Source organism: Streptomyces sp. NPDC059255, assembly GCF_042752355.1.
Taxonomy (GTDB): domain Bacteria; phylum Actinomycetota; class Actinomycetes; order Streptomycetales; family Streptomycetaceae; genus Streptomyces.
In genome coordinates this window covers 1-26,945 of sequence record NZ_JBHYZP010000055.1, presented here as the reverse complement: position 1 = coordinate 26,945, position 26,945 = coordinate 1, and the positions used below count along the sequence as shown (strand labels likewise).

Annotated in this window: 27 protein-coding genes; 19 read left to right on the top strand and 8 right to left on the bottom strand. The window is 73.1% G+C overall.

Annotated elements, in window-relative coordinates; all coding sequences use genetic code 11:
* Positions 1-52: 52 nt before the first annotated feature.
* The gene (locus ACFXKG_RS38460) at positions 53-637 is read right to left on the bottom strand and encodes a TMEM165/GDT1 family protein (RefSeq protein WP_365818893.1); all 585 of its coding nucleotides are present in this window, start codon (positions 635-637) and stop codon (positions 53-55) included.
* 474 nt (positions 638-1,111) lie between these two features.
* On the opposite strand from ACFXKG_RS38460, the gene ACFXKG_RS38455 reads away from it, so the two are divergent.
* Together ACFXKG_RS38455 and ACFXKG_RS38450 are read left to right on the top strand one after the other, a co-directional pair.
* A complete protein-coding gene (locus ACFXKG_RS38455) occupies positions 1,112-1,747 on the top strand; it encodes a hypothetical protein (RefSeq protein WP_384849370.1) in 636 nt (211 codons plus the stop codon).
* A gap of 59 nt (positions 1,748-1,806) precedes the next feature.
* The gene (locus tag ACFXKG_RS38450) at positions 1,807-2,214 is read left to right on the top strand and encodes a cupredoxin domain-containing protein (RefSeq protein ID WP_384849368.1); all 408 of its coding nucleotides are present in this window, start codon (positions 1,807-1,809) and stop codon (positions 2,212-2,214) included.
* Positions 2,215-2,319: 105 nt separating this feature from the next.
* On the opposite strand, the gene ACFXKG_RS38445 is transcribed toward ACFXKG_RS38450, so the two are convergent.
* Entirely contained in the window at positions 2,320-3,258 is a 939-nt protein-coding gene (locus tag ACFXKG_RS38445) for a DUF2382 domain-containing protein (RefSeq protein WP_384849365.1), read from the bottom strand.
* Positions 3,259-3,614: 356 nt separating this feature from the next.
* Between ACFXKG_RS38445 and ACFXKG_RS38440 the strand changes: the two genes are divergently transcribed.
* Positions 3,615-4,691: an NAD(+)/NADH kinase gene (locus tag ACFXKG_RS38440; RefSeq protein WP_384849362.1), complete on the top strand. Its 1,077-nt coding sequence runs from the start codon at positions 3,615-3,617 to the stop codon at positions 4,689-4,691.
* Between the two features lie 82 nt (positions 4,692-4,773).
* Here the strand turns inward: ACFXKG_RS38440 and ACFXKG_RS38435 are convergent, their stop codons facing one another.
* Entirely contained in the window at positions 4,774-5,466 is a 693-nt protein-coding gene (locus tag ACFXKG_RS38435) for a TetR family transcriptional regulator (RefSeq protein ID WP_384849359.1), read from the bottom strand.
* A gap of 134 nt (positions 5,467-5,600) precedes the next feature.
* On the opposite strand from ACFXKG_RS38435, the gene ACFXKG_RS38430 reads away from it, so the two are divergent.
* The 4 genes from ACFXKG_RS38430 to ACFXKG_RS38415 all read left to right on the top strand — a co-directional run bounded on the left by ACFXKG_RS38430 (position 5,601) and on the right by ACFXKG_RS38415 (position 7,533).
* Positions 5,601-5,759 carry a hypothetical protein gene (locus ACFXKG_RS38430; RefSeq protein WP_384849356.1) on the top strand — a complete coding sequence of 53 codons (159 nt, stop codon included), beginning with the start codon at positions 5,601-5,603 and terminating at the stop codon, positions 5,757-5,759.
* The gene (locus tag ACFXKG_RS38425) at positions 5,759-6,013 is read left to right on the top strand and encodes a DUF4190 domain-containing protein (RefSeq protein ID WP_384849353.1); all 255 of its coding nucleotides are present in this window, start codon (positions 5,759-5,761) and stop codon (positions 6,011-6,013) included. The genes ACFXKG_RS38430 and ACFXKG_RS38425 overlap by 1 nt, the downstream gene beginning before the upstream one ends.
* 96 nt (positions 6,014-6,109) lie before the next feature.
* The gene (locus tag ACFXKG_RS38420) at positions 6,110-6,784 is read left to right on the top strand and encodes an ArsR/SmtB family transcription factor (RefSeq protein ID WP_384849350.1); all 675 of its coding nucleotides are present in this window, start codon (positions 6,110-6,112) and stop codon (positions 6,782-6,784) included.
* A 20-nt stretch (positions 6,785-6,804) separates the two neighbouring features.
* The gene (locus ACFXKG_RS38415) at positions 6,805-7,533 is read left to right on the top strand and encodes an SRPBCC domain-containing protein (RefSeq protein WP_384849424.1); all 729 of its coding nucleotides are present in this window, start codon (positions 6,805-6,807) and stop codon (positions 7,531-7,533) included.
* A 36-nt stretch (positions 7,534-7,569) separates the two neighbouring features.
* Here the strand turns inward: ACFXKG_RS38415 and ACFXKG_RS38410 are convergent, their stop codons facing one another.
* The 4 genes from ACFXKG_RS38410 to ACFXKG_RS38395 all read right to left on the bottom strand — a co-directional run bounded on the left by ACFXKG_RS38410 (position 7,570) and on the right by ACFXKG_RS38395 (position 12,040).
* A complete protein-coding gene (locus ACFXKG_RS38410; RefSeq protein ID WP_384849348.1) occupies positions 7,570-8,625 on the bottom strand; it encodes a PHP domain-containing protein in 1,056 nt (351 codons plus the stop codon).
* A 467-nt stretch (positions 8,626-9,092) separates the two neighbouring features.
* Positions 9,093-9,758 (bottom strand): LAETG motif-containing sortase-dependent surface protein, encoded by a 666-nt coding sequence (locus ACFXKG_RS38405; protein ID WP_384849422.1) that lies wholly within the window; start codon positions 9,756-9,758, stop codon positions 9,093-9,095.
* Between the two features lie 439 nt (positions 9,759-10,197).
* Positions 10,198-11,427 carry an aromatic acid exporter family protein gene (locus ACFXKG_RS38400; protein ID WP_384849345.1) on the bottom strand — a complete coding sequence of 410 codons (1,230 nt, stop codon included), beginning with the start codon at positions 11,425-11,427 and terminating at the stop codon, positions 10,198-10,200.
* A gap of 64 nt (positions 11,428-11,491) precedes the next feature.
* Complete coding sequence (locus tag ACFXKG_RS38395; RefSeq protein WP_384849342.1) at positions 11,492-12,040, bottom strand: GNAT family N-acetyltransferase; 549 nt, start codon at positions 12,038-12,040, stop codon at positions 11,492-11,494.
* Positions 12,041-12,347: 307 nt separating this feature from the next.
* On the opposite strand from ACFXKG_RS38395, the gene ACFXKG_RS38390 reads away from it, so the two are divergent.
* Positions 12,348-13,094, top strand: coding sequence for a DUF4118 domain-containing protein (locus tag ACFXKG_RS38390; protein WP_384849339.1), 747 nt, complete (start codon positions 12,348-12,350; stop codon positions 13,092-13,094).
* Between the two features lie 5 nt (positions 13,095-13,099).
* On the opposite strand, the gene ACFXKG_RS38385 is transcribed toward ACFXKG_RS38390, so the two are convergent.
* On the bottom strand, positions 13,100-14,446 hold the full coding sequence (locus ACFXKG_RS38385; protein ID WP_384849336.1) for a DUF2252 domain-containing protein: 1,347 nt from the start codon (positions 14,444-14,446) through the stop codon (positions 13,100-13,102).
* A gap of 387 nt (positions 14,447-14,833) precedes the next feature.
* Between ACFXKG_RS38385 and ACFXKG_RS38380 the strand changes: the two genes are divergently transcribed.
* The 11 genes from ACFXKG_RS38380 to ACFXKG_RS38330 all read left to right on the top strand — a co-directional run bounded on the left by ACFXKG_RS38380 (position 14,834) and on the right by ACFXKG_RS38330 (position 26,867).
* Positions 14,834-15,658, top strand: coding sequence for a TetR family transcriptional regulator (locus ACFXKG_RS38380; protein ID WP_384849333.1), 825 nt, complete (start codon positions 14,834-14,836; stop codon positions 15,656-15,658).
* Between the two features lie 4 nt (positions 15,659-15,662).
* Positions 15,663-15,917, top strand: a complete 255-nt coding sequence (locus ACFXKG_RS38375; protein ID WP_384849330.1) for a hypothetical protein — start codon at positions 15,663-15,665, stop codon at positions 15,915-15,917.
* A gap of 77 nt (positions 15,918-15,994) precedes the next feature.
* A complete protein-coding gene (locus ACFXKG_RS38370) occupies positions 15,995-17,161 on the top strand; it encodes a methyltransferase (RefSeq protein ID WP_384849327.1) in 1,167 nt (388 codons plus the stop codon).
* A gap of 154 nt (positions 17,162-17,315) precedes the next feature.
* Positions 17,316-17,711 (top strand): molybdopterin-binding protein, encoded by a 396-nt coding sequence (locus ACFXKG_RS38365; RefSeq protein ID WP_384849324.1) that lies wholly within the window; start codon positions 17,316-17,318, stop codon positions 17,709-17,711.
* Positions 17,712-17,765: 54 nt separating this feature from the next.
* Positions 17,766-18,578 (top strand): molybdate ABC transporter substrate-binding protein, encoded by an 813-nt coding sequence (gene modA / locus ACFXKG_RS38360; RefSeq protein ID WP_384849321.1) that lies wholly within the window; start codon positions 17,766-17,768, stop codon positions 18,576-18,578.
* 11 nt (positions 18,579-18,589) lie between these two features.
* Positions 18,590-20,557: an ABC transporter permease gene (locus ACFXKG_RS38355; protein WP_384849318.1), complete on the top strand. Its 1,968-nt coding sequence runs from the start codon at positions 18,590-18,592 to the stop codon at positions 20,555-20,557.
* Between the two features lie 129 nt (positions 20,558-20,686).
* Entirely contained in the window at positions 20,687-21,685 is a 999-nt protein-coding gene (locus ACFXKG_RS38350; protein ID WP_384849315.1) for a LysR family transcriptional regulator, read from the top strand.
* A gap of 115 nt (positions 21,686-21,800) precedes the next feature.
* Entirely contained in the window at positions 21,801-22,964 is a 1,164-nt protein-coding gene (locus ACFXKG_RS38345) for an NAD-dependent formate dehydrogenase (RefSeq protein WP_384849312.1), read from the top strand.
* Positions 22,965-23,171: 207 nt separating this feature from the next.
* Entirely contained in the window at positions 23,172-25,124 is a 1,953-nt protein-coding gene (locus ACFXKG_RS38340; RefSeq protein WP_384849419.1) for an NAD-binding protein, read from the top strand.
* Between the two features lie 83 nt (positions 25,125-25,207).
* On the top strand, positions 25,208-25,420 hold the full coding sequence (locus ACFXKG_RS38335) for a hypothetical protein (protein ID WP_365818849.1): 213 nt from the start codon (positions 25,208-25,210) through the stop codon (positions 25,418-25,420).
* 400 nt (positions 25,421-25,820) lie between these two features.
* Positions 25,821-26,867 carry a phosphatidylinositol-specific phospholipase C domain-containing protein gene (locus ACFXKG_RS38330; RefSeq protein WP_384849309.1) on the top strand — a complete coding sequence of 349 codons (1,047 nt, stop codon included), beginning with the start codon at positions 25,821-25,823 and terminating at the stop codon, positions 26,865-26,867.
* Positions 26,868-26,945 lie beyond the last annotated feature (78 nt).

Here is a 26,945-nt window from a genome sequence, read left to right as displayed (position 1 = left end):
GGTCCCGTCGGTACGCACCGACGGGATCGGGCCCTTAGCTGTCGGCCGGCCGTCAGCCCACGAAGATCTCGGTCACGGACCAGATGGCCAGCCCGAGCATGCACAGACCGCCGATGCGCTGCACGGTCTTCAGCGGGACGCGGGTGGCGATGAACCGTCCCGCGAGCAGGGCGAGCGCGGAGACGGACATCAGCGCGGCGGCCGACCCGATGGCGGTGGACCAGGTGCCGTTGCTCGCGGCGAGGTTGGCCGTGGTGATCTGGGTCAGATCGCCCCACTCGCTGATGAACACGGCCATGAAGGCGGTGGAGTAGACCGGCCAGAACCCGGTGACGGTCCTGGTCTCCGTCTCCTCCTCCCCGTCGTCGCCCCCGCCGCGCAGCAGCATGAAAGCGCCGAAGGCGAAGAGCGCGGCCGAGACGAGCTTGACGATCCAGTCGGGCAGCAGCCCGATGAGGCTGCCCGCCCCGATGGCGATGGCGACATGCACGATGAACGCGGTCGACGTGCCGAACCACACATAGAGCGGACGCATCCGCGTCCCCATGGCGAGGGACGCGAACATGGTCTTGTCGGGGAGCTCCGCGAGGAAGATCAGTCCGAAGGCGGTGAGGATCGCCAGGGGATCGAGAGACATTCCGGGTGGCTTTCTCTGGGGGCCGGGCCCGGATCTTCGCGAAGCACCTTGTCGGAGCCAGGAGGACCACTCGGCCCGGCACGACGGTGTTGTCACCCACGCCATGGGACGCGGGCCTGTCAGTGCCTGACCGAAGGTCTCGCCCACCCGCCTCATCGGCGGGCCCGGCCACCGGGAACCCGGGGGTTCCAGTGTGTCGACGACCGGTTCGCGGGGCTACTCCCCTTCGCAGACCTCCACGGTACCCCACCCGCGGCGCGGCGCGGGACCCGGGGGGAGGTGGGCCGGGCGGGCGCCGCGCCGCGCGGCATACACACGAACGGCGCGGCGTACGTGTGAACCGTGCGGCTCACGGCCCCCCGGACGGCCCTGTCCGCTCGCGCCGGTACCGGGGCTGCCGTCTAGTGGGGGCTGCGGTCGCGTTCGGGCGGGCGCCGTGCTGCCCTTCGGGCGGCCTGATCCGAGGAGTTTCGAATGAAGAGCAACACCAGGGCAGTCACCGCGATGGCCGCGGCCGCACTCTGCGCGGTCGCCCTCGCAGGTTGCTCCGGCAGCGACAGCGCGTCGGAGTCTGCCCGGGAAGAGGCGCCCGCGGAGGCGGCCGCCTCGGCGTCGATGTCCATGAGCATGTCGCCGTCGGCGATGCCCTCCGAACTTGAGGGCAAGGTGAACGCGAAGGAACTGGCGCCGTACGGGAAGATCCTCGTCAACGGCCGTGAGCACACGCTCTACCTCTTCGCGGCGGACAAGACGAAGGAGTCCACCTGCACGGGCGACTGCGCGAAGGTCTGGCGCCCCGTGCTGGTCACCAACGGTGTCGAGCCGAAGGCGGGCACCGGCGGGGTCAAGCAGAGCCTGCTGTCGACCATCACCCGTACCGACAACACCAAGCAGGTCACCTACAACGGCCACCCGCTCTACACCTACAAGGCCGACCACGCGCCGGGAGAGGCGCACGGCCAGGACCTGACCGAGTTCGGCGCCAAGTGGTACGTGGTCGACACGAACGGCAACAAGGTCACCACCCCGCCGCCGAGCGCCAGCCCCAGCGGGAGCATGAGCCCCAGCGCGGGCATGAGCGGCACCCCCAGCCCCGGCGCCAGCTACTGATCCTGTCCGATCCCGTCTGATCCCGTCCGATCCGTCGGGTCGGACAGCTCGGAGAAGCCATGCCGTTCCCGGGCGCCCGCAGCCGCTCGCCCCGCGCCGTCCTCCTCGCCGTCGTCCTCGTGACGATGCTCGCCGGCTGTTCCGGCGGGGGCGGTGGCGGATCCTCGTCGCCCTCGCCGTCGCCGTCGCCGTCGCCGCCCGCTTCGGCGGGCGGAGCGGCGCGGGTGACGATCGACAACTTCACCTTCACGCCCGCGGCCCTGACGGTCGCTCCGGGCACCGAGGTCACCGTGGTCAACAAGGACTCGGTGGCCCACACCCTGACCGCCGCCACGGGCAAGGTGTTCGACACCGGCACCATCGGCCCGGGGAAGACGGCCACCTTCAGGGCACCGGGCAAGGCCGGCGCCTACCCGTACGTCTGCACCATCCACCCCTTCATGAAGGGGACGCTCACGGTCCGCTGAGCGCGACCGGCCGACGACAGCCCCCGCCCACCGCGCGCAAGCGGTGAACGGGGGCTCGGTGCTGCCGGGGGGTGCCGCCCGGGACGGGACGGTGCGGGGGACAGGTCAGCGGCCCTGGCCGCGCCTGCCGCCGCGCATGCCCCTCTCGTCCTGGTCCGTGTCGTACTCGATCTGCTCCTTGCGGACCTCCGCCGAGACCTCCCGCTGCTCCGTGACCCGCTCCGTGTCCAGCCGGACGCGTTCGACGGGGACGGACTCCTTGCTGATCACCGGCTGGTCGGCGTGGAGCGTGACCTCGGTCTGCGCCTCACCGATCCGTGTGGCGCGGACCGCGCCGCGGTCCTCGGGCGAGATCGCCTCGTGGACCACGCGCACCTCCTCGTGGCTGAGCGGTACGGAGGTGGTGACGTTCTCCGTCACGACGACCTTGCGCAGCCGCGCGTGGCCGACCTCGCGTTCCTCGGTGGTGACGTGGAGCTCCTCCTCGGAGCGGATGAGTTCCTCGCCGTGCTTCTCGCCCGTGCGCATGTCGCCCAGGTCGGCGCCGCGTGTCGCGGATCCGGCCATGGCCGGTCCCCGCGTCCCCTCCGGCGTGGCGGCGCGGCCGGTGGACATCCCCGACTCCGCGGACATGCCGGCTCCGGCCCGGGACCTGCCGCCGGTGGCCGCCCCGCCCGCCCCGGCCGCCGTGCCCATGCTCGCGGCGGTGCCGATACCACCCGCACCGGTGAGTCCGTAGTGGTGGTAGAGCTGCTTCTCCTGGCCGGGGTCAAGGTGCTCGTCGGCTTCGAGGCGCGGCGCCTCCTTGACCGTGTCCTTGGCGTACGGGACGTGGATGTCCTCGCCGGCGCGCCGGGCGCCGGACAGCGGTACGAGGCTCTCCTTCATCCCGAACAGACCGGTCCTGACGGTGACCCACTCCGGGCGGCCCGTGCGGTCACCGACATAGACCTGGCCGATGCTGCCGATCTTGTCACCGTCCCTGTCGTACACGCTCCTGCCGTTCAGACTGCTCGGGTTGTTGAACACGCCTTCGGCTGACATCTGCGATCACTCCTCGCGTGGGGGAAGCGCGTCTGCGGGATGAGGCCCCTCACGGCCAGGCGCGCACGACTCCATCGCGCATCCGTACGGGTCCTTCGGCAACCGGGGGAGGCCGGCCCGCCGGTGGCGGCACCACCGGGTGCCCAGTGCGGACAGCGTTCCCAGGGGCCGGCGGCCGGTCCGAACTATCCGCCATTCGGGTGAATGTGAGGTGGGGTGCGTGAGGTGTGCGGGCGGGAGGCAGCGGCCGCGCGCTCCGCCCGCGCGCGCTCCGCCCGCCCCCTCCGTCATCCTGGAACCGATGGCCGCCGTGCCGACCGGAGGCCGTGCCGACCGGACCTACGGAGAGCGGGCCCATGGCTGTGGAACGTATCGGTCTCGTGGTCCACCAGGGCCGCCCTGCATCGGTGGAGGCGGCCCGTACCGTCCACGCCTGGTGCGACGCGCACGGTGTCCCCTGCAAGGAGATCGACGTGTGGCGGGAGCACGAACCCCGCCACGGCGGCCAGGAGGAGGCGTCCGCCGCGGGCAACCCCGACCTCGTGGTGACCCTGGGCGGCGACGGGACCTTCCTGCGCGGCGCGCGGATCGCGGCCAAGAGCGACGCCGCCGTCCTCGGCGTCGACCTCGGGCGCGTCGGCTTCCTGACCGAGGTCCCCGCGGACCGGATCACCCGTGCCCTGGACGCCGTCCACGAGGGCCGGGCCGCCATCGAGGAGCGCATGACGCTCACCATGCGCGCTTCACGTGCGCTGGAGATGCCCTCGGAGATCACGGCGCTCCTGCGCCACGGCCGGGGGCCGACGCTGCCGCCGCCCCATGTACGGCCCGGGGCCACCGGGGAGGGCTGGGGCGTACCCCTGGACGTCATCGCGCTCAACGACGTCGTGCTGGAGAAACTGGCCCGGGACCGGCAGGTCGCCCTGGGGGTCTACGTCGCGGGCCGGCTGCTCGCCTCGTACTCCGCCGACGCGGTCATCGTCGCCACCCCGACGGGTTCCACCGCCTACAGCTTCGCGGCCGGCGGGCCCGTGCTCTCCCCGCACATGGACGCCGTGGTCTTCACCCCGGTGGCGCCGCACATGACGTTCGACCGCACGGTCGTCGCCGCTCCCGACGAGTCCGTCGCGCTGCGGATCCAGCCGCACTCCGGGGAGGTGGCGATCAGCATCGACGGCCAGTTGCGCGGTGCGCTGGAGCCGGGTGACTGGGTCGGCGTCTACGGAGCCACGTACCGGCTGCGGCTGGTCCGGCTCGGGCCCACCGACTTCTACACCCGGCTGCGCGAGCGGTTCCGCCTGACCGACGCGCCCGCCACCGCGGCGGACGGTCTGGCGGCCCCGCTGTTCCGTCCGGACAGCCCGGTGCCGGACGACCTGGCCCACCTCCGTCTGCCGCCGCCACCGGGGGAGGGGCCGGGACACGGGGGCTGACGACCGGGCGGCCGGACCGGGTCCGTACGGGGGTGCGGGGTCCGTACGAGGTCGCAGGGGCCCGACTCCGGCCGGGCGGGCGTCAGTTGAGCCAGTGGCGGCGGCCGAGGGCGATCAGCCTGAGCCGGTGGCGCGCCGCGGAGACCACTCGCCTCTCCGCCTCCGCCGCAGTCTCCGGGGGGTGTTCCCCCTCCGGCGCGTGCTCCGTTTCCGGGTGCCGCTCCGTCTCCGGACGGTGCTCGGCCGCGTCGAGGAAGGCGGACGCCGTCATCACCGTCTGGTCGACGTAGACATCGGCCAGCATCCGCAGATCGTCCGGGCTCCATCCGGCCGAGACCGGCTCGGCGGCGAGCGCGGAGGCCACCTCCTCGGAGAAACGGCGCAGTTGGGCGGCGATGGCCTCCCGCACCGGCCGTACGCCCCCGTGCCGCTCGCGGGCGATGAACCGGACATGGGCGGGGTACGCGCGGACGTACTCCGCCATCGCCCGGACGGTGCGGTCGATCCGTTCCTCGTCGCCGTCCGTGGCGGTGAGGATGGCGCCGATCGTGCCGTGCAGACTGTCCAGCGCCTGCTCGACGAGGGCCACCCCGAGGTCAGCCGGGTCCCGGAAGTGCCGGTAGAAGGCCGTCGGGGCCACGCCCGCCGCCCGGGTCACCTCCCGCAGCCCGAGGCCGCTGAGGCTCTGCTCCTCCAGGAGCAGCAGCGCCGCGTCCAGCAGCGCCTGACGGGTCTTCTGTTTCCGGACCTGCCGGATGCCCTGGGTGTGACTCATGCCATTCAGTAAACAACTGTTCGCCGGAGAAGGGGAACCTAGACTGGCCAGTCGGTGCACAAGTGTTCTCGCAATGCTGGTTCGTGCACGCGTGCCCGCGCATCCGTCCGGATCTCCTCGCAAGGAGGCATTCCATGATCTTCCTCGTCGCGGCTCTCCTGCTGATGGGGGTGGTGCTCGGTGCGGTGGCGCACATCCCCCTTCATGTCACCCTGGTCGCCGCCGCGTTCATCGGCTGCTGGCTTCTGGTGTTCGCCGCCCGTGAGTTCCATGCCCGCGGCGGGCGGCGCTGATGTCCGCGGTGCGGCAGGGGCGCGACGCGGACGGCATGGCCGTCGCCTCGTTCGTCCTGGGGCTCCTCGGTCTGCTCGTGCTCAACCTCGTCCTCGGTCCCCTGGCGATCGTGCTGGCGGCCCTCGCTCTGATGCGCGGTACCGGGCGCCGGGGCAGGGCCGCCCTCGGGCTCTTCCTCGGCGTTGCCGACCTGGTCGTTCTCGCCGTACTGGCCGGCGCGGACGGCACGCTGTCCTGGGGGCTCGCCGGCTGACGCTCCTTCCTTCCGCGCGGGTGTCCTCCGCGCGTGGATCCAGCCGACAAATAAATCCCTATGGACAAAAATATTTGTCGGTGAGATGGTGGAGTCATGTGGGACGTGACCGTGATCGAGGACCCGGCGGCGGCAGCCGCCTCGCTGGACCCCATGAGAGCCCGGCTGCTCGCCGAGCTGGCCGCGGGGCCCGCGTCGGCGACGATGCTGGCCGGCCGGGTCGGACTGCCCCGGCAGAAGGTGAACTACCATCTCAAGGCCCTGGAGCGGCACGGCTTGGTCGAGCTGGCCGACGAACGCAGACGCGGCAATGTCACCGAGCGGATGATGCGGGCCACGGCGGCCTCGTACGTCATCTCGCCGCTCGCGCTGGCGGCGGTCCAGCCGGACCCGGCCCGCTTCCGCGACCAGCTCTCCGCACGCTGGCTGCTCGCGGTCGCCGCCCGGCTCGTCCGGGACGTCGGCAGCCTGATCACCGGCGCCGCCCGGGCGCGCAAGCGCCTCGCGACGTACGCGCTCGACGGCGAGGTGCGCTTCGCCGACGCCGCCGACCGGGCCGCGTTCGTCGAGGAGCTGACCCGCGGCGTGACCGCGCTGATGGCCAAGTACCACGTGGAGCAGGACGGGAGCGGCCGTGACCACCGGATCGTGATCGCGCTCCACCCCACCGTCAAGGCCACCGGGCCGGAGTCGGCTCAACCCGATTCCGATTCCGGCTCCGGTGCCGGGTCCGGCCCGGCACGCCCCGCTGCGATCGGGGAGGCTTCATGAGCGAGAAGGAGTACGCCACCATGTCCAAGGAATTCGAGATCGTCCGCGAGTTCGAGACCGACGCGAGTCCCGAAGAGGTCTGGCAGGCCGTCACCACCGGTACGGCGGCGTGGCTGTGGCCCATGGAGTACGAACCGCGCGAGGGCGGCGCCGCTCCGTTCGGCGGCACGATCACCGTCTGGGAACCGGGGAAGCGGCTGACCGCCCGGGTCGAGGACGTCGACGGCATCTCGCAGCAGACCCTCAACCAGCTCGACCATCTCATCGAGCCACGTGAGGGCGGCGGATCCTGGGTGCGCTACGTGCACAGCGGCATCTTCGTCGACGACTGGGACAACCAGTACGACGGCGCCGCCAAGCACAACACCTTCTACATCCACACCCTGGGCCAGTACCTGCGCCACTTCACCGGACGCGGCGCCGTCTTCTCGGCGGCCGACGGACCCGCGGCCGCCGGGGCGCCGGACGCGCTCGAAACGGCAGGCCGGGCGCTCGGACTGGCGGACGACGCCCCGGCGGGCACGGCCGTACGGGTCGACCTGCCGGGCGTGGGCCCGGTCGATGCCGTCGTCGACTACCGGGACCCGTACTTCATCGGGCTGCGCACCGACACCGCGATGTACCGGTTCTTCGGCCGGAACCACTTCGGCGCGACGGTCGGTGTGAGTGTCCACGACTTCGCCCCCGGCGCCGACGCCGAGCGGACCGGACAGGCCTGGCGGACCTGGCTGGACGGCGTGTACGCGTAGGCCCGTACGGGGCGGGGCGGCGGCCGCCCGTACGCCTCACCCCCGTGCGGGTGCGCGACGGGTCCGGGTCCACTCCCGCAGCCCCTCGGCCGTCCAGGTGTTGACGACCCGCTCCGCCGGGACACCGCACTCCTCGGCCCGGGCGCAGCCCAGAAGCTGCCAGTCGAGCTGCCCGGGCGCGTGCGCGTCGGTGTCGACGGCGAAGAGGACCCCGGCCGCGACCGCCTCGCGCAGCAGCCGCCGGGGCGGGTCCAGCCGCTCGGGCCGGCTGTTGATCTCCACCGCCGTGCCGGTCCCGGCGCAGGCGTCGAACACCGCCCGCGCGTCGAACTCCGACTCGGGCCGGCTGCCGCCCGTACCGCGGTCCCGGCGGCTCCGGCCGATGACCAGGCGCCCCGTGCAGTGGCCCAGCACGTCGGTGCGCGGATCGCGTACGGCGGCGATCATCCGCCGGGTCATCGAGGCGGCGTCCATCCGCAGCTTCGAGTGGACGGACGCCACCACCACGTCCAGCCGGTCGAGGAGTTCCGGGTCCTGGTCGAGCGAACCGTCGGGCAGGATGTCGCACTCGATGCCGGTCAGCAGCCGGAACGGCGCCCACCCCCGGTTCAGCTCCGCGATCACGTCGAGCTGTTCGCGCAGCCGTCCGGCCGACAGGCCGTTCGCCACGGTGAGCCCGGGGGAGTGGTCGGTGAGTACGGCCCACTCGTGGCCGAGCGCCGCCGCCGTACGCCCCATCGCCTCGACGGAACTGCCGCCGTCGGACCAGTCGGAGTGCAGATGGCAGTCGCCGCGCAGCGCGCTCCGCAGCGCGTGCCCGCCCGCCGCGAGCGGCGCTTCGGCCTCCCGCTCCAGCCGCTCCAGATATTCGGGTACGGAGCCGGCCACCACGGCGCGGACCACCTGGGAGGTTCTGGAACCGATGCCGCGCACCCGGTCCAGCGTGCCGGCCGCGGCGCGGCGGGCGACATCGTCCGGATCCATGGCGGCCACGGTCGCGGAGGCGGTGCGGAACGCCTTGACCCGGTAGGTGTCCGCCCGCGAGCGCTCCAGCAGGAAGGCGATCCTGTCCAGCGCCTCCACCGGATCCATGGGCGCCCCAGACTGTCGGCAGTGGTCCGTCCGTTCCGCGCCCGGATCCCCTCCGTACGCGCGCCTTCATTGTCGGCGCGCCGGGCGCGCCGCGCATCCCGCCCGGCGGCGCGCCGTGCCGCGCGCCTGCGGGGACGGAGACACGGGACGGGGACAGAGGTGAGGCCCCGCGCACGGGGAGTGTCGCGGGGCCTCACGGGGCCGGTCCTGGCCGGAGCCCCGCGCGCACCGTGGAACGGTGCGGCGGCGCACGGCCCCCGCCGTTCGGTCCATGCCTTCGGCCGGGTGTCCGGCGTCCGGGCGCGCCGCGTGGCGGCGGTGCGGGACGCCGCCCGGCAGGGGCGGCGGGGGCGGGCCGACCGGTCAGGACGGCGGGTGGTGCGGATGGTGCGGTCATGCGGTGGTGCGGGTGGTGCGGGTGGTGCGGTCACGCGGGTGGTGCGGTGGTGCGCGGGTGAACCCTCGGGTCAGCCCTGTGCGGAACGGCGCTTGCGCGAGGCCCACATGATGCCCGCTCCGGCGACCAGCACGACACCCGCGGCACCGGCGATCAGCGGGGTGGAGCTGGACGCACCGGTCTCGGCGAGATCGTCACCGGCGGGGCTCGGCTGCGAGGACGGCACCGCGGCGGCCGAGGTGCTCGCCTCACCGGCCGGGGTCGGCGCCTCGGAGGCGGGCGTGTCCTCGCTGGGCGTCGCCTCGGGGGTCTCCTCCGGAGCGCTCGGCTCCGGCGCGGACTCCTGCGGCGGGGTGGGCTCCGGGGGCGTCTCCTCGCCCTCGCAGACCGGGGCGGTCTTCGTCTCGTCCTTGTTGAACTGGTCGCCGTCGGCGGCCTTCACGACGAGACGGACCGTCACCTCGCTCTTGTGCGCGGGCAGGTCGAGCTTCTTGCTGAAGTTGTTACGGAAATTCTCCGTGGGCAGCAGGTCCGTGCCGTCCACGGTGACCGTCACGGTGTTCTTGTCGCTGTTGCCGTAGGCGGTCAGGTTCAGGCTCACCTCGGAGCACGTCACCGACCAGTTCGGCGTGTGCGCGAACGCGGGAGCCGCCGACAGGCCGACACCGAGGGCGCCGGTCGCCGCGACCGCTATGGAGGCGCTGGCACGCCGCCACGATCTGCTGAATTGGGTCACAAAATCCTCCGCTATAACCGCGCCGCCGACGATGACGGCGCGCGCGCACAGTACCGCCATCGGTGTGTCCGCCAACAATCGCCCCGTCCAACTCGCCGTCCCCGCACGCCCCGTGGACCTGCGCAGACGCCGAGGAGCGGCCGGGAAGCCCGCGCCGGGGCGAGCCGGGGACGGGGCCGCGACGACCATGATCACAAACCGGAGGGATGGCCCGATCATGCCGTCATCACTGCTTTCGCCCGTCATTACGGGGGTGTGAACCGGCGTGCAAGCGCTTCCCCGCCCCCCATTCACCACGGACTGCCACAGCGCTGGTAAATATTCCGTCAATAATCGGCCGGTAGTTTTCCGTTGCGCCGGAATCCGGCGAATCCCACCGTGCCGATGACCGATTGAAGCCGGCCTCCGCGCATTCCCGCCCTCGTTCCCGTACGGCTCTCTAGCGTCCGCGCCGCGTGAACTTTCGGCCTGCCCATTGCCAGGCCGCCGTCAGCCGGGGATGGCGTTCCCGCTGTTCCCGGGAGGCCCGGTCCAGTTCCTCCATCAGCCGCCGGGAACGGTGCTCCAGGTCCAGCTCGTCGAGGATCCGGTCCAGCTCGGCCAGGAGCGCGCCGTGGAGCTGCCACTGCTCCGGGTCGCGCCGTACCTCCGCGAGCAGCAGCCCCGCCAGCCGCTCCCGGCTCGCCCGCGCCGCGTCCAGATCCTCGGCGAGCCGCGCCTCCGCCGTCTCGGCGCTCCGGGTGACGTCCGTGGTCACCATGACGGCGAAGCTCACCACCGCGTCGGCGACCAGGCCGAGCAATTCCTGCAGCGCCGCTCCGACCTCCGGGGCGAACAGCGCCTCCCGCTCGCGCTCCTTGGCGAGGTCGGTGAGGGTTCTGGCCAGCACCCGCAGCACCACGGTGCAGATCTCCAGGGTGTCCAGGCCGGTCCGCAGCACCACCCGGTGCAACAGCCCCTCCTTCACCCGGGGGTTGAGCCGGACGCTGTCCTCCGCCTGGCGCAGTGCCGCGTCCACCTCGCTGATGTCGTGGTCGAGCCGGCGTGCCTCGTGCAGCCGCGAGGCGGCGTGCTCCACCGGGATGGCCTCCGTCAGCCCCTCCCCGATCCGCAGCAGGAGCTGGCGCATCCGGCGGGCGAGGCCTTCCACGGACTCACCCGCCGTGGCGACCCACACCGGTGGCGCCAGCAGGAAGTTGAACAGCAGTCCCACCACCGCGCCGATCAGCGTCTCCAGCACCCGGTCCCACGCGGTGGACGCCACCCGGGGCACCCCGAGCACGAGCATGGCGCTGATCGCGACCTCGGGCACGAACTCGCTCACCCGCACGATCCGTCCGACGACGAGCGAGGCGAGAATGATCAGCCCCAGGCTCCACCAGGTCAGCCCGACCAGCACACTGAAGGCGCTGGCGACGAGCACCCCGGCCACCACGGCGTTCACCCTGCGGATACCGGTGGTCAGGGTGGAGTACAGCGTCACCTGTACGACGAGCAGCGCGGTCAGCGGCGCGGTGAGCGGCGCGGGCTCGCTGCTCAGCCGCACCGCGACCACGTACGAGATGGTCGCGGCGGCGGTCGAGCGCAGCGTCTGGGTGACGACGGGCTCCCGGCCCCGCTTCACGAACTCCGCCACCGGCGCGCTCAGGACGACTCTGACATCACGCACGATCACTCCCTTCCCGCGCGGGCCCGTTCGGACCCCCGCCCGGCCCCCGGATGGGCCGGTCGGGTCACCCCGCCCGTCGGCCGTCCGTCCACGACCGCAGGGCGTCGGCCGCCTTTCCGTCGACGGGGAAGACGATCCGGTAGTACTTCAGCGCCTCGTCCTCCGCGACCAGCCGCATGCCCACCGCCGTCATGACCCGCTGCGACGCGATGTTGTCCTGATCGGTGTCCCCCTGGACCCGGCTGACCCCGCGGGCCCGCGCGTACCGCAGCAGTCCGCGCAGCGCCTCGGACGCGTACCCCTGTCCATGGACGGAGGGGATCAGCCCGTAGCCGATCGTGACGGCGAGATCCTCGTCGGGGACGGAGTGGAAGTCGAGACCGCCGATCGCGTGCCCGTCCGTACGGCGGCGGATCTCGTACGTGCCGAAGGGCCCCGGATCGCCGGTGATCGAACACGTCGTCAGGAAGCGCCGGGCCCCCGCCATGTCCCCGTCCGCGGGGTACCCGGGTGCCCACAGATCGCCGGCCGCGGGTTCGCCCGCCGCCACCCGCTCGGCTTCGAGCACGCTCAGCGGATGGAGCACCAGCCGCTCCGTCACAAGATCGTCCATAACGGCAGGCGTATCACGGGTCCCGTACGCCCCACAGCCGTTTCACGCGATGTGCATGCGCCGGCCGGGCGGGCTTCGCGCCGGTTCGGCGGGCCGGCCGCCATGGGGGCGCGTGAGGGGCGTGTGACGGGTGCGTGACGGGTGCGTCAAGGGTGCGTCAAGCTCCCCCGGGTCCGCGGCAGGGCTCCGTCAAGACCCCGGCCGGCCCCGCCCCACCGGATCCGGCGGGCGCACGCTGGAGTGGAGGGCCGCCGGCCGGCGGCCCCCGGCGGGGCCGGGCCTCCGCACCGGCACGGCGAGGTGGACCATGCGCTTCTCACCGCGTGACCGGGTCGCGCTGGTCGCGGCGCCGCTCGCGCCCCTGGCGGTCGCAGGGGCGCTGGTGCCGCTGCGCACGGGGGTGGCGGGTACGAACCTGGCGCTGATCTTCGTCGTGGTCGTCGTGGCGGTCGCCGCGCTCGGCAACCGTGTCGCGGGCGCGGTCGCCGCGCTCTCCGCCGCGGTCTGGTTCGACTTCTTCCTCGTCCGGCCGTACGAACGCTTCGCCGTGACCGGCGCCAACGACCTCACCACGGCCGTCCTGCTGCTGGCCGTGGGGCTCGCGGTCTCCCAACTCGCCGCGCGGGCGCGGCGGCTGCGGGTCATGACCGTGGTCGACGCGGGGCTCCTCGCCCGCATCCACGACACCGCCCGGCTGGCCCAGCAGCACGGTTCCTCCGCCGCCGTGGTCGACCAGGTCGGCCGTCACCTGGTCGACATCCTGCGGCTGCGGAGCTGCCGGTTCGAGTACGGGAGCCTGCTCGGGCACCCGGCGCGGCTGGAGCAGGACGGCACGGTCGTCGTGGACCGTGAACCGTGGGACCTGGAGGGACGGGGCTGGCCGGACGGCGAGATCGAACTCCGGGCCGCCGCGGGCGGGCACTACCAGGGCCGCTACATGCTGCTGCCGACGCCCGGGGTCGTCCCCTCCCGGCAGATCCGGGAGGTCGCGGTCACCCTCGCCGACGACGTCGGCGCGGCGCTCGACACGGCGGGTCCGGTGCCGGAGAACTGACGTGCTCAGCGGATGGCCGCCGGGATCCGGTCCACCGGCCGGAACAGGGCCGACGACGCCCTGAGCGCGGCGTGGTCGGCCCTGTTCCGGCCGGTGTAGCGCAGGGCGAACTCCGCCACGGCGCGGTCGAAGGTGTCCGCCCCGCCGAGGTAGTGCGCGATGGCGATCCGGTCCCCGGACCGTGCGTGCGCCCGGGCCAGCGCCCGGCCGCACAGCTTCGCGTACTCGCGCAGCAGGGCCGGCGGCATACCGTCGATGACGGCCGAGCCCCTCATGTCCCGGAGCCCGCGCCAGTAGAAGTGGCGGCCCTCGGGACCGGTGACCCAGCCGAGGAAGATGTCACCGGCCGCCTGGAGCAGCCGCTGCCCCGCGACCACCCGGTGGCCCTGGTGGGGGTAGACACTGGGCCGGAGATGCGGTTCGAGCACGGACGGCTCGGCCTCCTTGATCTGGAGGAGGAGCGGATCGCCGGCGTCGCGCCCTTCCAGCAGTACGACGAAGCACCGGGTGCCGACGCTCCCGACCCCCACCACCTTGCGGGCCACGTCGACGAACCTGAACCGGTCGAGGAGCATCCGCCGCTCCTCGGGGAGTGTGCTGCGGTAACCGATGAAGATCCGCCGGAGCATCGCCGTGTCGAGGGGACCGACCGGTTCGAGCCGCGGCGGATCGTGGATGATCCGGCGCCGTCCCTCCGCCGTGTCGGTCAGCTTCGCCACCGTCCGCGGGCCGGTGCTCCGCCGGGCGCGCGACAGGTCCGCCCCGACGCGACCGCGCGGGGCCGACCGCACGAGGGCGAGCAGGCCGGCGGTGTCGATCCGCTCGTACCAGACGTCCAGTTCGCGCAGGCGCGCCAGCCGGCGCATCGACCGGCGGTACGCCCCGGCGGCGGCCCGCGCCCCGTCCCGGGCGTCCGCCGCCGAGCCGCCCTGGTCGAGGACGACGACCGCGACGCTGGTCGCGAGCCGTTTCACATCCCATTCGAACGGGCCGGGAAGGGTCTCGTCGAAGTTGTTGAGATCGAAGAGCAGGGCGCGGTCGGGCGAGGCGAAGACGCCGAAGTTCAGCAGGTGGGCGTCACCGCAGAGTTGAACGGTCAGCCCGGTGTCCGGCTGGGTCGCCAGATCGGCGGCCATCACGGCGGCGGCGCCGCGCAGATAGGCGAACGGGGACGCGGCCATCCGCTCGTAGCGCAGTGGCGCCAGTTCGGGTACCCGGCGTGCGGCCTGCCGGGCCAGGACGGCGAGCGGGTCGGGCCGGTCGACGCCCGGGATCCACAACCCGTGCGAGGACCGGGACGCCTTCTTGCGGGCCGCCCTGCCGCGCTCCGCCCGTTCGGCGGGAGTGGTCATGACGGTCCCTCTCGCCGTGGTCGGTGCCGTGGCACGGCCGGTCACTACGAGCATCCCGCTCCGACGGCCCGGCAGCCCGGTGCGCCGACCATCCGAGTGATCCGGCGGCGTGCGAGCGCTCCCGTACGGCGAACCCGGGCCAGGCGCACGGGCGGACGGTCCGTCGCGTCGGACATTTTTGCGGTTTCGCGCGCATTCGTGGAACGTGGCGTGTCGGCCTGTGGCGCGTGGCATGCTCGACAAGCGCTCTTACCGGTGACAACACCGTGTGTTCCCAGGGCGATTCGGGGAGGTCGGATGGATCCGTGCCGGAATTCCGCGGACACGACGGCGACGTCATCGTACGCCCGTACGAAAGCCAAGGAGACTCGCGCGGACCAGGACCGGGTGGACCAGGACCGTTCGGGATCGGACCGGGCGGGACAGGACCGGGCGGGACAGGAGCGCAGGGCCCTTCGCCGCGAGCGGCTGCTGGCGACCGCGACCGACCTGTTCACCACCCGCGGCTATCCGGCCACCTCCATCGAGCGGATCTGTGCCACCGCCCACGTCTCGATCCGCGCGTTCTACGAGGAGTTCGAGGGTCGTGAGGCGCTGCTCATCGCGCTCCACAACGACGTCGCGCGCGCCGGCATGGAGGCCGCGCTGACGGTCCTCAGCGACCCCGGGATGGAGTCGGCCGGGGCCCGGAGCCGCATCACGGCGCTGACCCGCTCCTATCTGGACGCCGTCACCGCGGAGCCCGCCGCCACCCGGATCGCGTTCGTCGAGGTGATCGGCGCCGGCCGCGCGGTCGAGGAGCACCGGCTGCTGTGGCGGAGCCTGTGGTCCGACTTCCTCAGCGGAGAGGCGGAGCGGGCCGTCGAACGGGGCGAGTCCGCGCCCCGCGACTACTCCCTCGCCATCGTGGCGCTCATCGGGGCCATCAACGAACTGGTGGCCCACTGGGCCCGCGACGCCACCGCGTTCTCCCGGGAACTGCTGGCCGACGAACTCGTCCACCACGCCCTCGCCACGCTCGGGATCCCCACCGAAGACGTCCCCGTCACCGACGTCCCCGTCACCGACAGACCCGTCACCGACAGACCCGCCGACGGCACACCCGCCGACGGCACACCCGCCGACAGCGCATCCGCTGACGGCGTTCCCGCCGACGGCACGCCCCCTGATGCCACCCCCACCGACGCCACCCTCACGGACGAAGGGAAATGACGCGATGACCGGACTCTGGCACCAAGTGCTCCACACCATGTCCCAGCCCGGGGCGTCCCCGGACGACGATCTCCTGGCCCAGGCCGCCGCGGACATCGCCCTGCGGGATCACCCGCGTCCGCCGGCCGACGCCGAAGTGGTCCTGGAGATCGCCCGTACGGAGTTCGCCGCGGTCCTCAGCATCGGCCAGGCCCAGGCGGCCCTGGACCGGGCTCGCAGACTCTCCTCCCAGGACCGGGCCGACCGGGCCGCCACCTGACCGGGGGCGGGACCCCGGCCGGTCGCGCGGGCCGTGCGGCGCACGGCCCGCTCCCGGGCGGATAGCCTGAGGGCACGATGAACCGTTTGACGACACCCTGGGGCGAGTTCGGCCTCACCCGATTCCCCGAGCATCCCCGCGAGACGCTGCGCGCGTGGGACGCCGCCGACGAGTACCTGCTGAGCCACCTCGGGGAAGCCGGAGCGGCCGGGCTCTCCGGCACCGTCGTGATCGTCGGAGATCGGTGGGGCGCGCTCACCACCGCGCTCGCCGGACACGAGGAGCGGGCCGCGGGCGATCTCGTGCAGATCAGCGACTCGTACCTCACCCAGCAGGCCACCCGCGCCAATCTGCGCCGCGCCGGTCTCGGTCCGGACGCCGGGCGCCTGCTGTCCACCCTGGACACGCCACCGGAGCGGATCGACGTCCTGCTGGTCCGCGTTCCCAAGAGCCTCGCCATGCTGGAGGACCAGCTCCACCGGCTGGCGCCCTCCGTGCACCCCGGGACCGTCGTCATCGGCACGGGCCGGGTGACGGAGATCCATACGTCCACCCTGAAGCTGTTCGACCAGATCCTCGGCCCCACGAAGACCTCCCTCGCCGTCAAGAAGGCGCGGCTCATCTTCTGTACGCCCACGGCGGGGCGGACCAGGACCACCAGCCCCTGGCCGCACAGCTACGCGCTGCCCGAAGGACTCGGCTCCGTGTCGGGCCGTACGGTCGTCAACCACGCCGGGATCTTCTGCGCGGAACGGCTCGACATCGGCACCCGGTTCCTGCTGCGGCACCTCCCGCGGCGCCACGGGCCCGAGCGGGTCATCGACCTGGGCTGCGGCAACGGCGTCATCGGCACCGCCGTGGCGCTGGGCAACCCGGACGCCACCGTGACCTTCGTCGACGAGTCGTACGCGGCCGTCGCCTCGGCCGAGGCGACCTTCCGCAAGAACGCCGACGACACGGCGGCGGCGGAGTTCGTCCTCGGCGACAGCCTGACCGGCGTACCGGGGGAGTCGGCCGACCTCGTCCTGACCAATCCGCCGTTCCACACGCACCAGTCGACCACCGACGCGACGGCGTGGCGGATGTTCACCGGGGCGCGCGCGGTGCTGCGGACCGGGGGAGAGCTGTGGGTCATCGGCAATCGCCACCTCGGCTACCACACCAAGCTGCGCCGGCTCTTCGGCAACTGCGAGACGGTGACGAGCGATCCGAAGTTCGTGATCCTGCGGGCCGTCAAGCGCTGAGACGGCCGTTCAGCTGAGACGGCCGTTCAACTGCGTTCGGCGTATCGGGGTATCGACGTATCCACGCGTCCGCGATCGGTGTATCCACGCACCTGCCAGGGAATATCATCTGAAGAATTGTAAATGCGAGACGCTCCGGCCTATCTTGTCGCACATGCAGTCGTACACCATCGGCCAAGCGGCCCGGCTCCTCGGGGTGAGTCCCGACACGGCCCGCCGCTGGGCCGACGCGGGCCGGGTCGCCACCCATCGCGACGAGGGCGGACGCCGTCTCATCGACGGCCGCGCGCTGGCCGCGTTCTCCGTCGAGGTCGCCCAGAGCGGCCCGGACGGGGAGGACGTCTCGTACACCTCGGCCCGCAACGCGTTCCCCGGCATCGTCACAGCCGTCACCCTCGGCGATGTCGCGGCCCAGGTGGAGATCCAGGCGGGGCCGCACCGGCTGGTCTCGCTGCTCACCCGGGAAGCGGTCGAGGAGCTGGGACTCGAGGTCGGCGTGGAGGCCACGGCCCGCGTGAAGGCCACCAGCGTGCACATCGACCGCGTCTGAACCCTCCCGGCCGCGTCACTCCCCGCCGCCGTCCCACCGCCAAGGAGCCTCCTCATGTCCCTCGCCCTCACCCGCCGCCGCGCCGCCACCGCGCTGGTGACCGCCGCCCTTCTCCTGCCGCTGGCGGCCTGCGGAGGAAAGGACGACGCGAAGGACACCGGCACCGGTGCCAAGGACGGCGCCTCGCCGGGCGGCGCCCCCAAGGCCCAGCTCACCGTGCTCGCCGCCGCCTCGCTCACCGACGTCTTCAAGACGGCGGGCGCCGCGTACGAGAAGGCCAACCCGGGCACCCGGCTCACGTTCTCCTTCGCCGGTTCGCAGGAACTGGCCGCGCAGGTCGACCAGGGAGCACCGGCCGACGCGCTGGTCACCGCCGACACCAAGACCATGGACGGGTTGCGGGGCGACACCGGCACCCCGACGGTCATCGCCAAGAACCGCCTGGTCATCGCCGTCGGCGAGGGCAACCCGGACAAGATCGAGAACCTGAAGGGTCTCGCCGACCCGAAGCTGAAGGTCGTCCTGGCCGCCCCCGAGGTGCCCGTGGGCCGCTACAGCAAGCAGGTGCTGGACGCGCAGAAGATCACCGTGAAGCCGGTCTCGCAGGAGCCGAACGTCCGCGCCGTGCTGAGCAAGGTCGAGCTGGGCGAGGCCGACGCCGGCATCGTCTACAAGACCGACGCCGCCACCGCGACGGACAAGGTCGACGCCGTCGAGATCCCCGACACGCAGAACGCGATCGCCCAGTACCCGGCCGCCACGCTCAAGACGTCCAAGAACGCCGACGCCGCTGCGGCGTTCGTCAGCTGGCTCAGCGGCCCGGAGGCCCAGAAGATCCTCCAGGCGGCCGGTTTCCAGCAGCCGTAACCGGGGCCCCGATGAGCCACTCCCGCGCCCGGGGGCTCCGCGCCCCCGTCGCGCTGGCACTGCCCGCGCTGCTCGCCGTCGCGTTCCTGCTGCTGCCCCTGATCGGCATTCTCGCCCGGACCACCTGGGGTGAGCTGGGCACCCACCTCACCAGCCCCGGCGTGGTCGAGGCGCTGAAGCTCTCCCTGCTCGTGTCGTTCTGGGCGCTCGCGCTCTCGCTGCTGCTCGGCGTGCCGCTGGCCTGGCTGCTGGCCCGGGTGGACTTCCCGGGCAAGGCCCTCGTCCGCGCCCTCGTCCTGCTGCCGATGGTGCTGCCCCCGACCGTCGGCGGTGTGGCGCTGCTGCTCGGCTTCGGCCGGCGCGGGCTGCTCGGGCCCTGGCTGGAGGACACCTTCGGCATCACCCTGCCGTTCCACACCTCGGGCGCCGTGGTCGCCGCGACCTTCGTCGCCATGCCGTTCCTCGTCATCAGTCTCGAAGGCACCCTCGCCGGGCTGCGGCCCGCGTACGAGGAGACGGCCGCGTCGCTGGGCGCCTCGCCCGTACGTGTCTTCCTCACCGTCACCCTGCCGATGGTCGCGCCCGGGCTCGCCGCGGGCGCCGCGCTGACCTGGGCGCGCGCGCTCGGCGAGTTCGGCGCCACGATCACCTTCGCCGGGAACCTGCCCGGCACCACCCAGACCCTGCCGCTCCAGGTCTATCTGCTGCTCCAGGACTCGCCGGAGGCCGCCACCTCCGTCTCCCTGCTGCTGCTCGCCATCGCCATGGCCGTGCTGGTCGCGCTGCGGGGCCGCTGGACGGGCCAGGCGCCGGACCGCTCGCGGGGACGCGGAGCACTGCCGGACGGCGACGGTACGGGAGAGCCACTGGCGGCCCCGGCGGCCTCCGCGGCCCCGGCGGCCCCGGCCGGCGACAAGGCCGCCGCGCCCGGCGAGCCCCCGGAGCGGTGGCGGCTGCGCGCCGAGGTGAGCGGCTTCAACCAGCTCGCACTGGACGCCGAACCCGGCACCACCATCGCCGTCGTCGGACCCAACGGCGCCGGCAAGACCACCCTGCTGCGCGCACTCCTCGGCCTCACCCACCGCGCCCACGCGGAGCTGCGCCTCGGCGAACTGGACGTCACCGCCCTGCCGCCGCACCGCCGGGGTGTCGCCTGGGTCCCCCAGGACGGCGCGCTCTTCCCGCACCTCAGCGCCCTCGCCAACACCGCGTACGGGCTGCGCGCCCACGGCATACCCCGCGCGGAGGCCCGCCGTACCGCACAGCACTGGCTCGACCGCCTCGGCGTCGGACACCTCGCCGGCCGCAAGCCCCACCAGGTCTCCGGCGGCCAGGCGCAGCGCGTCGCACTCGCCCGCGCGCTGGCCGCCCGGCCCCGGCTGCTGCTCCTGGACGAACCGCTGGCCGCGCTCGACCAGACCACCCGGGCGCAGGTACGGCACACCCTGCGCGGCCATCTCGACGGCTTCGGCGGGGTCTGTCTGATCGTCACGCACGATCCGGTCGAGGCGGTCTCCCTCGCCGACCGGGTCCTCGTACTCGACGAGGGGCGGGTCCTCCAGGACGCCCCGCCCGCCGAGGTGACCCGGCACCCCCGGTCGCCCTGGGTGGCCCGGATGCTCGGCCGCAACGCCTGGCCCGGCGCCTTCGGGCCCGACGGCCTCACCCTCGACGCGGGAGGCCGGCTGGTGGTCGCCGAGCCGTCGCCGGCCGGCTCGCGGGCCCTGGCGATCATCGCCCCGGAGGCCGTCTCCGTGCACCGGCAGCGGCCCGGCGGCAGCCCGCGCAACGTCTGGCCCGGCACGGTCCGGGAGATCACCGCGCTCGGCAGCAGACTGCGCGTCCTGATCTCCTCGGACGAGGCCCCCGACCTGGTCGCCGAGATCACCCCCGAGGCGGCGGCCGAACTCGGCCTGGCCGACGGTGCCTCCGTCTGGACCGGCGTCAAGGCCACGGAAGTCACCCTCGTACCGCTGTGACCCGGCGCCGGGGCCCGTCGCCGCGCTGTGCCCCGTACGGCGCCGGGCCCGCGGCGTCCGTCGCGCCGTTCCTCCGGCGCCCGGGGCCTGGCAGGGTGAGGACGGGCCGTACGAGCAGGGGAGCGAGCGGTGTTGCTGCGTCAACTGGAGTATCTGGTCGCCCTCGCCAGGGAACGCCACTTCGCGCGCGCGGCGGCGGCCTGCTACGTCTCCCAGCCCTCGCTCTCCGCCGCCATCCGCAAGCTCGAACACGAGCTGGACGTGCCCATCGTCCGCCGGGGCCGCCGCTTCGAAGGGCTCACCCCCGAGGGCGAACGGGTACTGCTCTGGGCGCACCGCATCCTCGCCGAGCGCGACGCCCTGCGCCATGAACTCTCCGCGATGCGCGGCGGCCTCGCCGGCACCCTGCGCCTGGGCGCCATCCCCACCGCGCTCACCGCCGCCTCCCTGCTCACCACCCCCTTCGTCGAACGCCACCCGCGCGCCCGGGTCTCGCTCGACTCGCTCTCCTCGCGTGACATCGCCCGGAAACTGGCCGCGTTCGAACTCGACATCGCCCTCACCTATCTGGACGACGACAGCCTCGGACAGGTCCGCAGGACCCCGCTGTACGAGGAGCGCTATCTGCTGCTCACCCCGCACGACGGCCCCCTGTCCGGCCACCCGCTCGCCAGCTGGGCGAGCATCGCGGAACAGCCGCTGTGCCTGCTCTCCCCGCAGATGCGCAACCGCCGCATCATGGACGAGTACTTCGCCGCCGACGGGGTGCCCGCCGTGGCGCCCGCCATCGAGACCGACTCCGTCGCCGGGCTGTACGCGCACCTCACGGCCGGCCGCTGGTCCAGCGTCATCTCGCACGCCTGGCTGCACATGTTCGGCGTCCCCGAGGGGATGCGGGTGATCCCGCTGGAGCACCCGGCACACGGCCCCCGGGTCGGCCTCGTCATCGCCGACCGCACCCCCGAACCCGTCCTCGCCAGGGCCCTGCTGGACACCGCCAGGGAGGCGGGCGTACGGGAAGCGCTCGACCGGCTGCTGGACACCCATCTGCACCCGGCCGCCCGGCCGGCCCGGTCACCGGGGGACACCCCCTCGCCGCGGATCCCACGCCACACCCCGCCCGGATAGCCGTGCCGGGATAGGGCACGGCTATCCGGGCATAGGAAAGTTCGCTTTGACCGTGCTCACCGTGGCGGGGAAGGTGAAGACACCTTCCCGCTGCAACGGATGAGGAGCCGCAGTCATGGCAAAGGTGCTGTGTGTGCTGTACGACGACCCGGTGGACGGCCCGCCGAAGTCCTACGCGCGGGACGGCCTCCCCCGCATCGACCACTACCCCGGCGGCCAGACCACCCCCACCCCCCGGTCCATCGACTTCACCCCGGGCGAACTGCTCGGCAGCGTCTCCGGCGAACTGGGGCTGCGCGGCTATCTGGAGTCCCAGGGCCACACCCTGGTCGTCACCTCGGACAAGGACCGGGACGGGTCCGTGTTCGACCGGGAACTGGTCGACGCCGACGTGGTCATCTCGCAGCCCTTCTGGCCCGCCTATCTGACGGCCGAACGCATCGCGAAGGCCGAGAAGCTGAAACTCGCCGTCACCGCGGGCATCGGCTCCGACCATGTCGACCTCGACGCCGCCATCGCCAAGGGCATCACCGTCGCCGAGGTCACGTACTGCAACAGCATCAGCGTCGCCGAGCACGTGGTGATGATGACGCTCTCCCTCGTACGGAACTACCTCCCCTCCCACCAGTGGGTCCTGGACGGCGGCTGGAACATCGCCGACTGCGTCGCCCGCTCGTACGACCTGGAGGGCATGCAGGTCGGCACGGTCGCCGCGGGCCGCATCGGACTCGCCGTCCTGCGCCGCCTCGCCCCCTTCGACGTGGGGCTCCACTACACCGACCGGCACCGGCTGCCCGAGTCCGTCGAGCGGGAGCTGGGCCTCACCTGGCACGCGAGCGCGGCCGACATGGTCCCGCACTGCGACGTCGTCACCATCAACGCGCCCCTCCACCCCGAGACCAAGGGGCTGTTCGGCGACGAGATGATCGCCACCATGAAGCGCGGCGCCTATCTCATCAACACCGCACGCGCGAAGATCGCCGACCGGGACGCCGTCGACCGCGCGCTGCGCAGCGGACAGCTCGCCGGGTACGCCGGAGACGTGTGGTACCCGCAGCCCGCCCCCGCCGACCACCCCTGGCGGACCATGCCGCACCACGGCATGACCCCGCACATCTCCGGCTCCTCGCTCTCGGCGCAGGCCCGTTACGCCGCGGGCACCCGGGAGATCCTGGAGTCCTGGTTCGCGGGCACACCGCTGCGCGACGAGTACCTGATCGTCGACCAGGGCGCGCTGGCCGGGACGGGGGCACACTCCTACTCCGTCACCGGAACCTGAGGCCAGGGAAGCCTGACGACCAATTGAACTGACGCCCATTCAGCAATACGCGGCACGAAGTGCTTTGACCTGAAATCAGCCGTCCCGGCCGCGCCCCCGGCCGGGACGGCTGTGCTTCTCCCGAACACGGGCGCGGCACGGGCGCGGCACACTGGTGCGGTGCCCACACTTCCTCACCAGGTACCCCACGGCTCCGCGGCGGGCCACATGATCGTCTGCGGCGACGACACACTGGCCCACCGGCTGGCGGGCGAGCTGCGCCATGTCTACGGCGAACAGGTCACCCTGGTCGTGCCGCCCGTACGGGCCTCCCGTCTGCCGCCCGCCCCGGTCGCCGGGCTCGGCAGGGCCTCGGCCTTCTTCGGCCGGATGTCGGCGGCCATGGCCCGTACGGCGGCGACGCTGCCGGACCCGGCGGACGACGGCCCCGGCCGGGCGTCGAGCGGGCCGCGGGTCCTGGAGACCCCCGAACTCGACGAGGACGCCCTGGAGGAGGCCGGGGTGACGGACGCGGCGGCCCTCGCCCTGGTCCATGACGACGACGAGATCAACATCCGGGCCGCACTCGCCGCCCGCCGTCTCAACCCCCAACTGCGCCTGGTCATCCGGCTCTACAACCGCAAGCTCGGCCAGCACCTCGAAGAACTCCTCGACCAGGCCGCCGCCGTCGCGGTCCCCGGCCTCGACCAGGCGGCGCTCGACGCGACCACCACGGTCCTCTCCGACGCCGACACGGCCGCGCCCGCGCTGGCGGCCACCGCGGTCGCGGGCACCAGCAAGGTCATCCGCGCCGACGGCCTGCTGCTGCGTGCCGTGGAGCGCAACCCGCCGGGTCCCGGCCAGGTCGCCGACCCCGGACTCTGCACCCTCGCCCTCCTCTCGGCCACCACCAACGATCCGGCGGGTACGGAGGGCTCGGAGAACAGCGGCCAGGAAGCGCCCCAGCTCCTGCCCGACGACGCGAGTGCCGCCGCCGCCACCGGGCGCGGAACGGTCGTCCTGGAGGCGGTGTCCCACGCCGGACCCGATCTGCCGTCCCGACGGCTCGGCCGCCGGGGCGCCCCGCTCTCCTCGCTCTTCTCCCGCCGGCTGCGCTGGTCGTTCGCCGGGATCATCGCCGCCGTGCTGGCGCTGGCCGTCGCCTCGTCGATCGCCACCGGCGTCCGCCCGCTGGGCGCCCTCTACCTCACGCTGCTCGACCTCTTCGCCATCGGTGACCCCGCGGTCGGCGAGCCGGTGAACCGGCAGGTCATGCAGCTCCTCGCCATGGTCACCGGGATTCTGCTGCTGCCCGTGGTGCTCGCCGCGGTCCTGGAGGCGCTCGGCACGTTCCGTACGGCGTCGTCGCTGCGCCGCCCGCCCCGCGGCCTCTCCGGCCATGTCGTCCTGCTCGGCCTCGGCAAGGTCGGCACCCGTGTCCTCGTCGGCCTGCGCGAGCTGGGCATCCCCGTGGTCTGTGTGGAGGAGGACCCCGAGGCGCGCGGCATCGCGCTCGCCCGCAGTCTGCGGATCCCGACCGTCCTGGGCGACGTGACCCAGGAAGGGGTGCTGGAAGCCGCAAAGATCGAGCGCGCGCACGCCCTGCTCGCCCTCACCAGCGTCGACACCACCAACCTGGAGGCCACGCTCTACGCCCGCTCCGTCGCCCCCGACCTGCGGGTGGCCCTGCGGCTGTACGACGACGACTTCGCCACGGCCGTCTACCGCACCCTGCGCGCGGCCCATCCCCGGGCGCTCACCCGCAGCCGCAGCGTCTCCACCCTGGCCGCCCCGGCCTTCGCCATCGCGATGATGGGACGCCAGATCCTCGGGGCGATCCCGGTCGAGCGCCGGGTGCTGCTGGTGGCCGCCATCGATGTCGCGGGCCACCCCCGGCTGGAGGGGCGCACGGTCGCGGAGGTGTTCCGGCCCGGCGCCTGGCGGGTCATCGCGCTCGACACGGCGGACCCGGGCGACCGGGTGCCGGACCTCGCGGCCACCCGGCCGGGGCCCGAGGGGCGGCGGCCGCCCGGGCTCGTCTGGGATCTGCACCCCGGCTACGTGCTGCACGCCAGGGACCGGGTGGTCCTCGCCGCCACCCGGCGCGGCCTCGCCGAACTGCTCGGGCGCCGGCACACGGCACAGGCCCGGCCCGAGCCGGACCCCGGGCAGCCGGGCTGACCGGGGGCGACCGGGGGCGACCGGGGATGCGACCGGGCCCGGAGAGCACGACAATGGCCCCACCGGACGAACGAGGAGGCGGCATGAAGGAAGAGTCCGCTGCGCAGCCCGAGATCCCGTTCGAGATCGAGAGCGCGACCCCGGACCGGCTGCTGCACACCGGTGCCGGTGACGAGGTGACGGCCGAGGATCTCGTGCTCGCCTCCGGCCGCGATCTCACCCCGGAGAGCCTTGCCTGGGCCCGGCGCAAGCTCGCCGAGCGGGGACGTGCGGCCATCGAGGAGCAGCTTCCGTAACGACGGGCCGGCCGCTCCCGCGCATCCGGCCGCTCCGGTGCGCAGACCGCCGAGGAGCGGTCGTACGGGACCGGCCGGACCGCCCGGACCGGCCGTACGCAGGTGAGCCCTGAGCCCTGAGCCCTGAGCCCTGAGCCCTGAGCCCTGGGCTCTGAGTGCTGAGCTGTGGGCCCCGGCCCTGGGGCCCTGTGCCGTGCGGCAGCCGCACAGGGCGGCGCTCACCCCTGCCGCGCGCCGGGGCGGCGGCCCGTGTCGCAGCACCGCCACACCCCCGTCGCACCGCCCGTCGTCCCGGCGATCGTGTCCGTAGGCCCGATGTCCTCCCGCTGGTCACCGAACTCCCTTACGCTCCCTCTCTGTTGACATGCCCAAGACATGCATGCCGAGAGGAACCAGGGATATGGCCAAGCTCCTCCGTACGACCCTGGCGGCCGGTGCCGCCGCCGTGCTCGCCCTCGTCGCCACACCGGCCGGTGCCGCCGGCGCCGACCAGCTGCCGTACCCCTCCGGCACCGGGGTCGGTGTCCACAACGCCTACGAGAAGGCCACGTTCCCGTACTTCGCGGACGCGCTGGACTCCGGCGCCGGAATGCTCGAACTCGACGTGTGGACCAACGTGTACGGCGCCTCCTGGCGCGTGTCGCACTCCAACCCGATCGGCAATGACAACAACTGCGTCAACGCGTCCGACACCGGCGAACTGCGGACCAAGACACGCAACCGCGACCTGCCGGGCTGCCTGGCCGACATCAAGGTCTGGCACGACGCCAACCCGGGCCACCGCCCCATCGTGCTCAAGCTGGAGATGAAGGACGGATTCCAGGGCCAGGGCGGCCGGGGCCCCGCCGCCCTCGACGCGCTGCTGACCAGCAAACTCGGCGACGCGCTCTACCGTCCCGGCGATCTGGCGGGCGGCCACGCCGATCTCGACCAGGCGGCCCAGGCCGGTGCCTGGCCGACGCGCGCACAGCTCGCGGGGAAGTTCATCGTCGAGCTCATCCCGGGCACCGTGGAGGAGCAGAACCCGCTGGACACCCTGTGGACCGACCGGGAGTACGCGATCTACCTGCGCGACCTCAAGGCGGCCGGCCGGCTGGGCGAGGCCGCGGCCTTCCCCGCCGTCCACAAGGCCGCGGCGGGAGATCCCCGTACCCGGTACACGGACGTGACGCTCAGGCCCTGGTTCGTCTTCTTCGACGGCGACGCCGCCGCGTACGCGGCGGGCACCATCGACACCTCCTGGTACAGCCGGCGCAACTACTTCCTGCTGATGACGGACGCGCACAACGTGGCGCCCGCCATCGACGGCACCAACCCCACCGAGCAGCAGGCCCGCGACCGGCTGGCGCTGCTGGCGCAGCGCGACGCGAGCCTGATCTCGGCGGACTGGCACGCGCTGCCGTCCGTACTCGCGTCGGTGGTCCCGCGCGGCACGGCGGACCGGTAGGCCCACTGTCGGGGCGGTCGTCCGGCTCGGTAGGCACGCCGTCGGGGCGGTCGTCCGCGCGAACCGGGCCGCCCGGCC

Coding starts and splice junctions, on each gene's coding strand:
- ACFXKG_RS38440 (WP_384849362.1), top strand. CDS start 3,615: ATGGCTGTGGAACGTATCGGTCTCGTGGTCCACCAGGGCCGCCCTGCA.
- ACFXKG_RS38335 (WP_365818849.1), top strand. CDS start 25,208: ATGAAGGAAGAGTCCGCTGCGCAGCCCGAGATCCCGTTCGAGATCGAG.
- ACFXKG_RS38455 (WP_384849370.1), top strand. CDS start 1,112: ATGAAGAGCAACACCAGGGCAGTCACCGCGATGGCCGCGGCCGCACTC.
- ACFXKG_RS38435 (WP_384849359.1), bottom strand. CDS start 5,466: ATGAGTCACACCCAGGGCATCCGGCAGGTCCGGAAACAGAAGACCCGT.
- ACFXKG_RS38395 (WP_384849342.1), bottom strand. CDS start 12,040: ATGGACGATCTTGTGACGGAGCGGCTGGTGCTCCATCCGCTGAGCGTG.
- modA (WP_384849321.1), top strand. CDS start 17,766: ATGTCCCTCGCCCTCACCCGCCGCCGCGCCGCCACCGCGCTGGTGACC.
- ACFXKG_RS38385 (WP_384849336.1), bottom strand. CDS start 14,446: ATGACCACTCCCGCCGAACGGGCGGAGCGCGGCAGGGCGGCCCGCAAG.
- ACFXKG_RS38355 (WP_384849318.1), top strand. CDS start 18,590: ATGAGCCACTCCCGCGCCCGGGGGCTCCGCGCCCCCGTCGCGCTGGCA.
- ACFXKG_RS38340 (WP_384849419.1), top strand. CDS start 23,172: ATGATCGTCTGCGGCGACGACACACTGGCCCACCGGCTGGCGGGCGAG.
- ACFXKG_RS38365 (WP_384849324.1), top strand. CDS start 17,316: ATGCAGTCGTACACCATCGGCCAAGCGGCCCGGCTCCTCGGGGTGAGT.
- ACFXKG_RS38375 (WP_384849330.1), top strand. CDS start 15,663: ATGACCGGACTCTGGCACCAAGTGCTCCACACCATGTCCCAGCCCGGG.
- ACFXKG_RS38460 (WP_365818893.1), bottom strand. CDS start 637: ATGTCTCTCGATCCCCTGGCGATCCTCACCGCCTTCGGACTGATCTTC.
- ACFXKG_RS38410 (WP_384849348.1), bottom strand. CDS start 8,625: ATGGATCCGGTGGAGGCGCTGGACAGGATCGCCTTCCTGCTGGAGCGC.
- ACFXKG_RS38345 (WP_384849312.1), top strand. CDS start 21,801: ATGGCAAAGGTGCTGTGTGTGCTGTACGACGACCCGGTGGACGGCCCG.
- ACFXKG_RS38420 (WP_384849350.1), top strand. CDS start 6,110: ATGTGGGACGTGACCGTGATCGAGGACCCGGCGGCGGCAGCCGCCTCG.
- ACFXKG_RS38370 (WP_384849327.1), top strand. CDS start 15,995: ATGAACCGTTTGACGACACCCTGGGGCGAGTTCGGCCTCACCCGATTC.
- ACFXKG_RS38390 (WP_384849339.1), top strand. CDS start 12,348: ATGCGCTTCTCACCGCGTGACCGGGTCGCGCTGGTCGCGGCGCCGCTC.
- ACFXKG_RS38330 (WP_384849309.1), top strand. CDS start 25,821: ATGGCCAAGCTCCTCCGTACGACCCTGGCGGCCGGTGCCGCCGCCGTG.
- ACFXKG_RS38445 (WP_384849365.1), bottom strand. CDS start 3,258: ATGTCAGCCGAAGGCGTGTTCAACAACCCGAGCAGTCTGAACGGCAGG.
- ACFXKG_RS38415 (WP_384849424.1), top strand. CDS start 6,805: ATGTCCAAGGAATTCGAGATCGTCCGCGAGTTCGAGACCGACGCGAGT.
- ACFXKG_RS38425 (WP_384849353.1), top strand. CDS start 5,759: ATGTCCGCGGTGCGGCAGGGGCGCGACGCGGACGGCATGGCCGTCGCC.
- ACFXKG_RS38450 (WP_384849368.1), top strand. CDS start 1,807: ATGCCGTTCCCGGGCGCCCGCAGCCGCTCGCCCCGCGCCGTCCTCCTC.
- ACFXKG_RS38430 (WP_384849356.1), top strand. CDS start 5,601: ATGATCTTCCTCGTCGCGGCTCTCCTGCTGATGGGGGTGGTGCTCGGT.